Source organism: Bacteroidota bacterium, from assembly GCA_019637975.1.
Taxonomy (GTDB): Bacteria; Bacteroidota; Ignavibacteria; order UBA10030; family UBA6906; genus CAADGV01.
Window position 1 is genome coordinate 123,197 of record JAHBUR010000007.1, and the last position, 12,255, is coordinate 135,451.

Here is a 12,255-nt window from a genome sequence, read left to right on the forward strand (position 1 = left end):
TATGAGTGCAATTGCCGAAGACATAACAAAACAGAGTAACACGAGTTTCTACTACTCGTTCTCCGTTTTGCCGCCACACAAGCGTGAGGCAATTCATGCCGTGTACGCATTCTGCCGCTACACAGATGACATCGTTGATGAAGGCTCCGACGAGACGAAGAAGGTTGTGATGTTGCGGAAATGGCGCATGGAACTTGCCCGGACGTTGCACGGCGAGTCAAGCGTACCGTTGTTGAATCAGCTTGCCTCAACAGCGCGGCGGTTTAACATTCCGGTTGATCATTTCTACGAACTGATTCGCGGCGTTGAGATGGATTTGTCGAAGAACCGCTACAATGACTTCAACGAACTGAAAGAGTATTGCTATCTCGTGGCATCGTCTGTCGGGTTGATGTGCAGGCAAATTTTCGGGTATAGAAACGAATCGACTCGCGACTACGCGATCAATCTTGGTATTGCGCTGCAACTCACCAACATCCTGCGTGATGTGAAGGACGATGCGAAGCGCGGACGCATCTATATCCCGATCGAAGATATGAAGCTCTTCGGCGTTACGGAAGACGACATTTTGAACGCCCGCTACACACAGAACTTTGCCAACCTGATGCGGTTCGAATGCAACCGCGCCCGCGAGTATTTCGATCTCGCCCGCAACGCGTTGAAAGACGAGGACAAGCATTACTTCTTTGCCGCCCGCATCATGTGGTCGATTTACGCACATACGCTTCGCAGAATCGAGCGCTCGAACTATAATGTGTTCGAGCGGCGAATCTCCATTTCCAAACCCCTCAAACTGCTCATCGCGTTCCGCTATTGGCTGAGCCATCAACTTCAATACGCGCACGAGCCTCGCGCTCCGCGTCATGCACTCTCCATCATTGGATTCTAAGCCTGTCGTCATTGTCGGCGGCGGGTTAAGCGGACTTGCTGCCGCTGTTGAACTTTCGTCAAGGAACATTCCCGTTGTTGTACTCGAACAGAAGCCCAAGTTGGGCGGTCGGGCGTATTCGTTTGTTGATGAAACAACCGGCGATGTGATTGACAACGGCCAGCATGTGTTGATTGCGGGGTATGAGAGAACGATGAGATTTCTGGAACGCATCGGAACGAAACATCTTCTCACTATTCAGAATCAACCCCTTCTTCATTTTCATCATCCCCGCAGGGGATTCTGTTCATTCCGTATTCCTGATCTTCCGTCACCATTTCATTTGTTGGCAGGCATTCTCTCGACGGATCTTTTTTCATGGCGGGATAGGCTGAAACTGTTACGCGCCGGCATCTCTCTTCGAACATCTGACAATGATTTTTCTCTCGACACAATGACGATCGAGGAGTGGCTTGATGACACCGGTCAGACGGATGAGACGAAACGCTCATTCTGGGAACCGCTTGCAATTTCTATCATGAACGAACACATTGCCAAAGCCTCTGCGCGTGTCTTCATTGATTCGTTGCGTCATGCATTTCTTGCCGAACGGAAGAACTCGGCCATTGCCATCCCGCAAGTCGGGCTAAGCGAATTATATGTTGACGATGCCGTCAGGTTCATTCGTGAACGGGGTGGAGAGATTCGTGTCATCGCCGACGTGCTGCAACTTGAAGCGTGTGATAGTCGCATCAGTCATGTCAAGACGCGAAGCGGGGCTGATGTAGAATGCTCTGCCGTGATTCTCTCCGTTCCGCATTATAGATTGCCTGATCTGATGCCTCCTCAACTTCAACCGACAAATCTCACATCGTTTGCCTCCGTGCCCAATACACCTATCGTCTCGATTCATCTTTGGTTTGCGATTGACTTCATGCCTTATGATATGCTCGGGTTGATCGGGAGACGTGTGCAGTGGGTGTTCAACAAGAGAACGATCAACGAAGAGAAAGGCGAGGGCGGGCATGTATCGTGTGTGATCAGCGCGGGCGATGAATTCACCGGCATGTCGAGTGACGAGTTGGTGCGGATTGCAGTAGAAGATCTGCAATCTGTCTATCCTTCAGTCCCTCTCGCGCCTTCACACGGAGTTGTTATCAGAGAGAAGCGAGCGACATTCTCCTGCACTCCCGAAAGCGAGAAGCTTCGTCCCAACCATCAGACAGGAATCGCCAATCTCTTTCTCGCAGGCGATTGGACGAACACAGGCTTGCCTGCGACGATAGAAGGGGCAATTTTGAGCGGTGAGCGCTGTGCTGCGTTTGCAGCAGAAGTGTCTCAGTTAAAAGAGTTTCATCTCTGATTCATTGCATTTCGTTCGAGAATCGATTTAATTTATTCCCACACATGACACATGATGCAATGTTGAAAGACAAGCTCGTACTTCTTGTTGATGACGAACCGGGAATGCTGGTGGCCACCAAAGCAGGCCTGACCGAGCGCGGTTTCAAAGTCGAAGCAGCGGAAGGGGCAGAGCAAGCGATGACGGTGATCAAGTCATTGAATCCAAGCATTGTCGTCTCCGACCTGGTCATGCCCGGAACAAACGGTTTTGAATTGTTCCAGGAAGTGCGCAAGCAGGCGGATTTCAAATCGTTGCCGTTTGTTTTCCTCACCGGCATTGATGACTACTACGCAAGGAAATTCGGCAAGGAAATCGGCGGTGCGGCATACATCACCAAACCCGTGGATCTCGACGAGCTGGAACAGATCATCAAGGAAAAGATCGGAGAGTAAGAAACGTGTTGTTCGTGCAGATACTGTAACCCAAAGCCCGTGATGTTGACGGGATTTTTCATTTATGGACAAACAATTAAATAGGATTCATTTTTTAGACATCATGCGGGGCTTCGCCGTCGTTGTGATGGTGATGGGGCACAGCATCGATTCCGTATTGTCGCCGGAGGCGCGTGCAACAGTTGCGTTTCGCTGGTACGACATGTTCCGCGGGTTTACCGCTCCGATGTTCCTGTTTGTTGCCGGCTACGCATTCATAGTTGCTACAGCGAAACGGTGGGAGGACTATCGTACGTTCGGCAAACCGGTTCTGAAGCGATTGTCGCGGGTGGCATTGCTTTTTGTAATCGGATACGCTCTTCATTTCCCGTTTTTCTCACTCAGCAAAATTCTGACGAATGCAACATCGCCGGAGTTGGCACAACTGTTTCAGGTGGACATTCTGCATTGTGTTGCTGCCAGCTTGCTCGCTCTGCATGTTGTCTTGTTGTTGACTCCTTCGCTAAGCACTTTTGTCCACACGATAACTGGTCTGACTGCAGGAATAGCGTTAGCGTCTCCGCTCGTGTGGAGCATTGATTTCGCGCCCATCGTGTCGCCTGCGCTGTCGCCGTATTTCAATCAGACCCAGCTTTCAATGTTTCCGGTGTTTCCGTATGCAGCGTATCTATTCTCCGGTGTTGTGGTGGGATACTACTTTCTTGAAGCACGACGGGCAGAACAGGAAACAGTTTTTGTCAAGCGCATTTCAGCTCTTGCAATCTGCGCGATCGTGCTGGCGTTTGTCTTCGACCGTACCCCGATTTCATTATACCCCGACCACGACTTCTGGAAAACCAGTCCAAATCTGTTCGTCATCCGGATTGGTATCGTGATGTTGGTAACCCTTGTGTTCTATTACATCCGCAGGTTGCCGGAACCGCTCGAGCGAAGCCTTGTACGCCTTGGGCAGGCATCGCTTATGGTGTACGCCCTTCACCTCGTTGTTGTGTACGGTTCGTCGATGAATAAGGGGCTCTCCCAGCTGATCGGACAAACGTTACAAGCGCATTACGCTGTCGCAACGGGAGTCTTCGTTCTCGGACTGATGATTGCGGTGGTGTTCGGGTGGAACTATCTCCGCTCACGGCATTTCATTCCAACACGCATCATTCAAGTCGGGCTTGGGAGTTCGCTGCTCTACATTTTTGTTTCGCGCCCGTGGTAGTGTTGCCCGGTATCTCACCTCTGTTGCCGGGTCTTGTTACGTAATCTCTCACCCTCATGCCTGAATATTCATCTCAAGCATCTTCCCTCAAATCGCGCCGGGTGGAATACATCGACCTGCTGCGTGGCTGGGCAGTACTCGTCATGATCGAAACCCACGTCATGAATGCGACGTTGGCAAATGAGATTGTCGAAAGCGATTTCTTCCGATGGGTCAAGTTTGCCAACGGCCTTGTTGCTCCTTCGTTTCTCTTTGCTTCGGGACTCGCCTACGCTGTAACGTCGCGCCGGAAGTTGGGCGACTATCTTTCATTTGGTCCGGGTTTGTACAAGCAAATCCGTCGTCTCTTGTTTGTTGTGATGATCGGATACCTGTTGCATATCCCGAAATTCAACTTCAGACAAATCATTGCCGAAACAACCGAGCTCTCATGGCAGATTTTCTTTCAGGCGGATGTGTTGCAGTGTATCGGTGTGAGCCTGTTATTGATTCAGCTCTTGTTGTTCCTTCTCCGAACCGAGAAACGTTTGTATGTTGCAGTAACGGGGTTGGCAGTGCTCATCCCGTTTGTCACTCCATTCATTTGGGGTATTGATTTTCGGGAGATTCTCCCGCTTCCTCTTGCCGGATACATGAACGGCATTCACTTTCCGCAGTTCCCCGGATTTCCGTTGTTCCCGTGGATGGCATTTCTCTTTGCCGGTGCGGCCTTCGGTTTCTTCTCTCTGAGGGCGAAAGACGTATCAGTAAATCCCGAATCGAAATACAACGAGAACGCATTGATGAAGCAGGTGCTGTGGATTGCCCCGGTGATGATTGCAGTTTCAATCCTCATCGAGCCGCTTGCCGCAACAATCTATCCTTCATACAACTATGGACTTTCGAGCCCGAGTTTTTTCTTTCTGAGATTGGGGATTGTGATGATCCTTTGTGCGGGATTGTATTTTTATGAGAAGATTGTCGCTGTTTCCCAAAAATCAATCATTACGCTTGTTGGTCGCGAATCGTTGATTGTGTACACGCTGCATCTTTTCCTGATCTACGGCGACTTTGGTCCTTATGGTTTCTCAAAAATCGTCAATCATACCTTCGGGTATACAGAAGCCTTGTTCACCACAACCATACTGATTGGCATAATGATTCTCGCGGCTCTCTGGTGGAGTTCAATCAGGAAAAAAAAGATACATGTAAAACAACGAATTCAATGGGCCGTTGCCGCCGGAATGGTGATCGTGTTTTTCTTCGGCCCGAAAGGATGATATCCTCATTGCGTAATCACAGAAAGAGCGTGTCATGAAATCAATTGTGTGTTTAATTATCTTCCTCTTTGTTATGGCTTCATCAGGAATGTCGCAGCGAATATCGCTTGATGGCGAGTGGCTTTTCAAAGTTGATAGCATGAAAGCGGGGGTTGATGCCGGGTGGTACAAGCAAACCATCGACCGGTCGGGCTGGCAGACGGTTGAAACTCCGCGGTTCTGGGAGGATTACCCGGGTCTTGCAACATACGACGGCTGGGGTTGGTTTGCGAGGACAGTTGTTGTACAGCAGCTCGACGAGCCGGTGAGTCTGCACTTTGCCGGCGTGGACGATGATGCAGTTGTGTGGGTCAACGGGATGGAAGTCGGCGACCACACCGGCTACAGCGATCCTTTTGCGCTTGATGTGAGCAAGGCCCTTCGTGTCGGCGAAAATCTTGTTGTTGTTCTTGTCAAGGATTACGCGGGTGGCGGCGGAATCTACAAACCGATTACGCTCATCGAAACGAAGAATCTGGATGAATTACTGAAAAGCCCCTACTTCGGAAAGCCCGCTGTGAAAAGCGCTGACTGGGTGAAAGATGCATGCATCTATTCGGTGTATCTCAGGTCGTTTTCGAAAGAAGGCGACTTTGCCGGGCTTGAAAAACGGATTCCTGAGTTGAAAGAGCTGGGCGCCACAGTGTTGTGGCTGATGCCGATTCATCCCGTCGGCGTCAAAAATCGAAAAGGAACTCTCGGCTCTCCGTATGCCATTCGTGACTATTACGGCATCAATCCTGAATTCGGATCGATGGAGGATTTCAAGAAACTGCTGGCAACAGTTCATCGTCACGGAATGAAACTGATTATCGATCTCGTTGCGAATCATACGGCATGGGACAATCCTCTCATTACCCAACACCCCGAGTGGTATACACGGGATGGCGAAGGGAATATCATCCCACCCAACGATGATTGGACGGATGTTGCAGACCTCGATTATTCACAACCTGAGCTGCGCACGTACATGATCGGGATGATGAAGTGGTGGGTGAAGGATGTGGGCATTGACGGATTCCGTTGTGATGTAGCCGAGCTTGTGCCGACGGATTTCTGGGAGGATGCAAGAAAAGAACTGAACTCAATCAAGTCCGTGATGATGCTGAGTGAAGGAACAATTCCCGAACATCACATGAAGGCGTTCGATATTACGTACGCGTGGAATACGTATGATGTTTTGCAGCCGCTTCTTTCCGGCAAACGCCCGGTTGCTGTTGTAGATGAGTTATTCAGAAACGAGTCGCTACAATTCCCCGTCGGGTCATTACGTTTGCGCTTCACTACGAATCACGACAAGAATGCGTGGGATGCTCCGGCAGTAACCTTGTTTGGTCGGGAGGGGTTGAAACTTGCCACCGTTTTTGTGAATACTATCCAGGGTGTGCCGCTCATCTACAACGGCGAAGAAGTGGCCAACGACAGGAAGTTGGACTTGTTCGAAAAGGTCGATATTGATTGGAGCAGACCACGTGAAGTTGGCGACATCTACCGCACGCTGTTTCGTCTCAGAAAGCACAACACTGCCCTGTCACGCGGAAACACGGTTCGGCTGACTACCTCCGGGGAGAATGCGGTGTATGCTTTTGCCCGGGTTTCGGGAAAGGACAAGGTGATTGTTGTGTTGAACTTTTCTTCGGCAAGCACATCTGTGCGACTGAAGATTCCAGCAGAGGAACTCTTCGGATTATCAACCACGGTAGCGATGAAAGAACTATTCAGCGGAGAGATACATCGGTTCTCACCAAAGCAAGCGGCAGAATTGCCCCTGCATTTGAGTCCCCACGGATACAGAGTCTTTGTAGTCGAATAGCAATCCAACAATCAGCAGGCGGAATGTCTGCCGATAACGCTCCGCCATTATCAATCATTTCATTGCCTTCTTCATTGCGGTTGCTACCTCCTCAATCGTCCATTCGTTACCTGTGAAATTCGCGGCAAGCTCACCGTTTTTGCCGATTACGACGGTTCGGAGATTGTGGGCAATCAATCCGCCCTCGTCGTTCTCATACGAAAGGCCGAGTCCGTCTGCAAGCTTCATAATGTTCCTGCCTGTTGTATCCGGGTCGGTCAGAAAATCCCACGTGGCAAAATCTGCATTGTATGATTTTCCGTAGCTCTTCATCACTTTCGGAGAATCGAATTTCGGGTCGAAGGAGATGGTGATAAGATGCCATTTGCCGTTGAGGGATTGATCTCGCGCCAGGAGTTTCTGCAGTTTCACAAACTGGTTACTCATGAGAATGCAGAAATCGGGCAAGGGGCAACGTGAATAAATGAACGTGACCGCAACGGCCTTTCCTCCAAAGTCACTGAACTTCACAGTCCTACCGTCCTGATTCATCAAAGCGTAATCGGGCAGCCGATCCCCCGTCTTGAGTATCCGGGCCAGGATTGCGCCTTCAATCAGTTTAGGATCGGGTGGTTCGCCTTTTCCGACAACTGTAATAGTCTCAAGCCAGCTTTCGGTTCGCGAAACGGCAAGGGTTGCAGTGATTGTATCGCCGACTTCAAGTTCATGAAACAGGTCGGAATTCTTGATTTTGAACGGCATAGTCATAGCCATCATGTAGTCGGGAATCTCCTCATGAGCGACCATAAGCCTGCTTTTTGCCGTATCGATTTCGACGATCTCACCTTTCAAAGGGAAGGTTACCAGGTCGGTTTGCTTATGTTCCTTTCGCGAGCAGGAAATGAGAAGGAATGTGCCGGAGATGATAATCAGCCCCGTGCGAGTGAATGGTATCTTCATGGCTCTAAACGAGTTATGTCAATGGATGAAGAGTTGATCTGAGAAACCTTTTCTCAAGAATGAAGATAGACAAACTTTGGATAGAAGTGTAGATTGCGTGTGACAATTGGGGATAGTTCCAATTCACAGCATGAACAAAATTTCATTTACAAATATTATGCTAAAAAGAGGTTTCATAATTGACTGTTTATCGCTTTTTGTTATATTTATTTGCTCAGTTCTTACCCCAAAATTGGCGAGCTATAACCATTTTAGCCCTGCAAACTGGCGAGGTTTGCAGAAAGGCGTTTCCGGTTTCCGCAAAGTAACCAGCTCTGAAGCCATGCTGGCGTAGCTCAGTTGGTAGAGCAGCTGACTTGTAATCAGCAGGTCACCAGTTCGACTCTGGTCGCCAGCTCAAGACGAGGAAAAAGTTGTAGCGCGTGTAGGGAAATAAGATGGGGAAGAAGGACGGGCAGGTAGCGAAGCGGTCAAACGCATCAGACTGTAAATCTGACGGCCTCGGCCTTCGGAGGTTCGAATCCTTCCCTGCCCACAACACGCGGGAGTAACTCAGTTGGTAGAGTCACAGCCTTCCAAGCTGTTGGTCGCGGGTTCGAGTCCCGTCTCCCGCTCAGCCTGTGTGAAGTAATCGCTGAAACTGTGCTTGCGTAGCTCAGTTGGTAGAGCACTTCCTTGGTAAGGAAGAGGTCACCGGTTCAATCCCGGTCGCAAGCTCGAGGAACCTAAACAAAACTTTGGAGTATGTTGTGAGAGATATTATCACGCTTGAATGTTCAGAGTGTAAGCGCCGGAACTATACAACAACGAAGAACAAGAAGAAGCAGTCAGGTCGCGTTGAGTATAAGAAATTCTGCCGTTTCTGTGCGAAGCACACTCCGCACAAAGAGACCAAGTAGTTGCGTTTGCTGGAGAGTTGTGCATACGTCAGTAGCTCAATTGGCTAGAGCAGCGGTCTCCAAAACCGCAGGTTGGGGGTTCGAGTCCCTCCTGACGTGCAAGGTATGATGAGGTGTGCTGTATTCACGGAGAGAGAGTTTCAAGGAGCAGGCGGGTTTCGGATTCCTGCATGCGGTAAGCGTCTGACAGACAAGAGTTCAATTGCTGAGAATGGTCGGGCGTCCAGTCCTTCCTCCATCATCACTCGTTGCGAACTCACAAGTATTGCCATTTGATGAAGACACAGGTATGAAAGAAAAAATTATTGCCTTCTTCGAAGACGTTGTCAAGGAGATGAAAAAAGTCACGTGGCCGAAGAAAGAAGAGTTGCGTGATTCGACAGTTATTGTCCTCGTAGTGTGCTTGATCGTTGCGGCATTCGTGTATGTTATCGACCAGGGCGTGAGCTTCGTCCTGAAGGCCATCCTATCATAAGGTGAGATAGTTGGAAAAAAAATGGTACGTGGTCCGAACGTATTCGGGTCACGAAAACAAAGTCAAGGCCTATATCGAGAATGAAATCTCCCAGGCGGGTTTGGTGGAACGCGTCGGTTCGGTTATTGTTCCGTCGGAAAAAGTGTTCGAGGTGAAAGATGGCAAGAAGAAGAGCAAGACCCGTACATTCTTCCCCGGCTATATTCTCGTTGAGGCGGTACTCGACACGCAGGTCACGCATATCATTCTGAATACGCCTTCCGTGATCAGCTTTGTCGGACCGAAGAATGCACCCGCGCCGCTGCAACCCGCGGAAGTCAAACGGCTCATAGGAAAGATTGAAGCGAAGAAGGATGTTGAAGTGATGGAGGTGCCGTTCAAAGCCGGTGACGCAGTAAAGGTAACCGATGGGCCGTTCAACAACTTTACCGGCTTTGTCCAGGAAGTGAATGAGGAAAAGATGAAGCTGAAAGTCATGGTTTCCATCTTCGGAAGAAAAACACCCGTGGAACTTGACTTCAGCCAGGTGGAAGCAGAAAAGTAATTCTCAACGATCAGTTAGAAAGATCATGACATGAAAAAAATTGCAGGTTACGTCAAGTTACAGATTCCGGCAGGCCAGGCAAATCCGGCGCCGCCGGTTGGTCCTGCTCTTGGTCAAAAGGGCGTGAACATCATGGAGTTCTGCAAGCAGTTCAATGCGCGGACACAGGCGCAGGCAGGACTCATTATTCCTGTCGTCATTACCGTCTTCTCAGACAAATCCTTTACCTTCATCACGAAAACTCCGCCGGCCGCGGTGTTGTTGGTAAAGGCCGCAAAAATCGAGAAGGGATCGGCGGAACCAAATCGCAACAAGGTCGGCAAAGTAACTAAGCAACAGGTTCGTGAAATAGCCGAAATGAAAATGCCGGATTTGAACGCCGCTAGCGTAGAAGCCGCCATGAGTATGGTTGCGGGAACTGCCCGAAGCATGGGATTGGTTGTCGAAGGATAAGAGAGGCGGGGAAGGAATTCCGAAAACGCATTATCACAACACTAAAGTGGGAGTCCCGTTCACAGGTGACGCTTGAACCACAAGGAGAAACATCAGAATGAAACAGAGCAAGCGATTCAAGGCTGCTTCCTCGAAGATTGATGCAGCACAAACGTACACCATTGACGAAGCGATTACCAAAGTCAAGGAAAGCGCAACGGCAAAATTCGTTGAGTCGGTAGACGTCGCAGTCAGGCTTGGTGTTGACCCGAAGAAGGCCGATCAGGCGATTCGCGGAACAGTAGCGCTGCCACACGGTATCGGACGTGAAGTCCGTGTGCTGGTTCTTGCGAAAGCGCCAAAGGACGCGGAAGCGAAAGCGGCGGGCGCAGATCATGCCGGACTTACCGACTACCTCCAGCAAATTCAGGGAGGATGGGCGGATATCGACGTTATTATTGCAACTCCCGATGTTATGGGAGAGGTTGGAAAGTTAGGCAAAGTACTCGGACCCCGCGGCCTTATGCCCAACCCAAAGAGCGGCACCGTGACAATGGATGTTGCGAAGGCTGTGAAAGAAGTGAAGGCCGGTAAAATTGAATTCCGAGTTGACAAGGCGGGAGTAGTGCACGCTTCCATCGGGAAAGCAAATTTTGAACCGAAGCAACTGGCCGACAATCTTCACGCATTTCTGAGCACTATCGTTCGACTGAAGCCGGCAACTGCAAAAGGCACGTACGTCAAATCCATTGCGCTTTCCAGTACAATGGGGCCTGGCGTCAAGATTGATCGCAATCAGATTGTCGGACACTAACACAGAATTTACGCACTCATAGCAAACGCCCTGAAGCGGTGAATTTGCCGAAGGGAACAGTTCTGTTCATTGCCATGCACGGGTATCTGACATGGGCTTCTCTCTGAACAAACATCATACAGACCTACGCAAGTAGGGAGGAAGAATGAAACGGTCAGAAAAAGAACAAATTATCGCCGAAGTAGCCGAGACTGTTTCTCGCTCGACGGGGATGTACTTCACTGACTTCTCGGGCCTGACAGTGGAACAAGCGACGGAATTGCGTCGCGAGTTGCGCAAGTCCGGCGTTGAGTATCGGGTTGTGAAGAATACCCTCATCAAGAAAGCGCTGGAGCAGGTATCAGGTTACGACAAGGTGTACGACAGTCTTGTCGGGCCGACCGGTGTGGCATTCGCATTCGACGATGCAATCGCCCCGGCGAAGGTTATCGACAAGTTTGCCGAAAAGCACAAGAAGCTTTCCCTGAAGGCTGCGGTGCTTGAGAAGCAGGTGTACGACGGCTCCAAGCTGAAGGACATTGCGAAGCTACCGTCGAAGAAAGAACTCATGGCAAGTGTACTTGGCAGCATCCAGGCTCCTCTTGCGGGAGTCCCGACGGTAATCAACGCTGTCTTGAGCGGGCTTGTCAGCGTTATCGGTGAAATCGAAAAGAAGAAGGCTGCATAAGCCGATCTTCAGGAACCAGAAATCGTTATTACTAATAGGAGAAAAATCCATGGCAGCAATTGCAGAAATCGTTGAACAAATCGAGAAGCTCACTCTTCTTGAAGCAGTCGAACTGAAGAAGGCGCTGGAAGAGAAGTTCGGCGTCACCGCGGCAGCACCGATGATGATGGGCGGCATGATGCCCGGTGCAGCGGCGGGTGCAGCGGCACCGGCAGCGGAAGAGAAAACCGAATTCAACGTCGTTCTCAAAGAGGCGGGCGCGCAGAAAATCAATGTCATCAAAGTCGTTCGTGCAGCAACAGGCCTCGGCTTGAAAGAAGCGAAAGATCTTGTGGACGGCGCACCGAAAACCGTGAAGGAAGGCTTGCCGAAAGCCGACGCGGAAAAACTGATGAAGGAACTCGAGGAAGCAGGAGCAAAAGTAGAGTTGGCATAACTCTTCCGATGGTTCAACGTCCCGCTTCCCGATGGCGGCGGGACGCGTTTTCTCAACACTGCAAGA

General features: G+C 50.2%; 14 protein-coding genes and 5 tRNA genes. 18 read left to right on the forward strand and 1 reads right to left on the reverse strand.

Annotation, left to right across the window (positions count from 1 at the left end; genetic code table 11):
• Position 1 precedes the first annotated feature (1 nt).
• The 6 genes from hpnD (at position 2) to KF749_05430 (ending at position 6,983) form a co-directional block, all read left to right on the forward strand.
• Positions 2-889 carry a presqualene diphosphate synthase HpnD gene (gene hpnD / locus KF749_05405; GenBank protein ID MBX2990593.1) on the forward strand — a complete coding sequence of 296 codons (888 nt, stop codon included), beginning with the start codon at positions 2-4 and terminating at the stop codon, positions 887-889.
• Entirely contained in the window at positions 864-2,231 is a 1,368-nt protein-coding gene (gene hpnE, locus KF749_05410) for a hydroxysqualene dehydroxylase HpnE (protein ID MBX2990594.1), read from the forward strand. Before hpnD ends, hpnE begins: the two co-directional genes overlap by 26 nt.
• Positions 2,232-2,290: 59 nt before the next feature.
• Entirely contained in the window at positions 2,291-2,665 is a 375-nt protein-coding gene (locus KF749_05415; protein ID MBX2990595.1) for a response regulator, read from the forward strand.
• Positions 2,666-2,729: 64 nt separating this feature from the next.
• Positions 2,730-3,872 carry a DUF1624 domain-containing protein gene (locus KF749_05420; GenBank protein ID MBX2990596.1) on the forward strand — a complete coding sequence of 381 codons (1,143 nt, stop codon included), beginning with the start codon at positions 2,730-2,732 and terminating at the stop codon, positions 3,870-3,872.
• Between the two features lie 56 nt (positions 3,873-3,928).
• The gene (locus KF749_05425; protein ID MBX2990597.1) at positions 3,929-5,131 is read left to right on the forward strand and encodes a DUF1624 domain-containing protein; all 1,203 of its coding nucleotides are present in this window, start codon (positions 3,929-3,931) and stop codon (positions 5,129-5,131) included.
• A 34-nt stretch (positions 5,132-5,165) separates the two neighbouring features.
• Positions 5,166-6,983, forward strand: a complete 1,818-nt coding sequence (locus tag KF749_05430) for an alpha-glucosidase C-terminal domain-containing protein (protein MBX2990598.1) — start codon at positions 5,166-5,168, stop codon at positions 6,981-6,983.
• Positions 6,984-7,037: 54 nt separating this feature from the next.
• On the opposite strand, the gene KF749_05435 is transcribed toward KF749_05430, so the two are convergent.
• Positions 7,038-7,922: an SCO family protein gene (locus tag KF749_05435; protein ID MBX2990599.1), complete on the reverse strand. Its 885-nt coding sequence runs from the start codon at positions 7,920-7,922 to the stop codon at positions 7,038-7,040.
• A 324-nt stretch (positions 7,923-8,246) separates the two neighbouring features.
• Between KF749_05435 and KF749_05440 the strand changes: the two genes are divergently transcribed.
• From KF749_05440 to rplL, 12 genes are all read left to right on the forward strand, one after another.
• A tRNA-Thr gene (locus tag KF749_05440) sits at positions 8,247-8,319 on the forward strand.
• A 55-nt stretch (positions 8,320-8,374) separates the two neighbouring features.
• A tRNA-Tyr gene (locus KF749_05445) sits at positions 8,375-8,457 on the forward strand.
• A 6-nt stretch (positions 8,458-8,463) separates the two neighbouring features.
• A tRNA-Gly gene (locus KF749_05450) sits at positions 8,464-8,536 on the forward strand.
• A 30-nt stretch (positions 8,537-8,566) separates the two neighbouring features.
• A tRNA-Thr gene (locus KF749_05455) sits at positions 8,567-8,639 on the forward strand.
• A 32-nt stretch (positions 8,640-8,671) separates the two neighbouring features.
• Complete coding sequence (gene rpmG / locus KF749_05460; protein MBX2990600.1) at positions 8,672-8,821, forward strand: 50S ribosomal protein L33; 150 nt, start codon at positions 8,672-8,674, stop codon at positions 8,819-8,821.
• Between the two features lie 25 nt (positions 8,822-8,846).
• Positions 8,847-8,920, forward strand: a tRNA-Trp gene (locus tag KF749_05465).
• 190 nt (positions 8,921-9,110) lie between these two features.
• The gene (secE, locus tag KF749_05470) at positions 9,111-9,296 is read left to right on the forward strand and encodes a preprotein translocase subunit SecE (protein ID MBX2990601.1); all 186 of its coding nucleotides are present in this window, start codon (positions 9,111-9,113) and stop codon (positions 9,294-9,296) included.
• A gap of 10 nt (positions 9,297-9,306) precedes the next feature.
• Complete coding sequence (nusG, locus tag KF749_05475) at positions 9,307-9,840, forward strand: transcription termination/antitermination factor NusG (protein MBX2990602.1); 534 nt, start codon at positions 9,307-9,309, stop codon at positions 9,838-9,840.
• Between the two features lie 30 nt (positions 9,841-9,870).
• A complete protein-coding gene (rplK, locus tag KF749_05480; protein ID MBX2990603.1) occupies positions 9,871-10,293 on the forward strand; it encodes a 50S ribosomal protein L11 in 423 nt (140 codons plus the stop codon).
• A gap of 97 nt (positions 10,294-10,390) precedes the next feature.
• Entirely contained in the window at positions 10,391-11,086 is a 696-nt protein-coding gene (rplA, locus tag KF749_05485; GenBank protein MBX2990604.1) for a 50S ribosomal protein L1, read from the forward strand.
• A 145-nt stretch (positions 11,087-11,231) separates the two neighbouring features.
• Positions 11,232-11,753, forward strand: a complete 522-nt coding sequence (rplJ, locus tag KF749_05490; protein MBX2990605.1) for a 50S ribosomal protein L10 — start codon at positions 11,232-11,234, stop codon at positions 11,751-11,753.
• 49 nt (positions 11,754-11,802) lie between these two features.
• Positions 11,803-12,189 carry a 50S ribosomal protein L7/L12 gene (gene rplL, locus KF749_05495; GenBank protein ID MBX2990606.1) on the forward strand — a complete coding sequence of 129 codons (387 nt, stop codon included), beginning with the start codon at positions 11,803-11,805 and terminating at the stop codon, positions 12,187-12,189.
• Positions 12,190-12,255 lie beyond the last annotated feature (66 nt).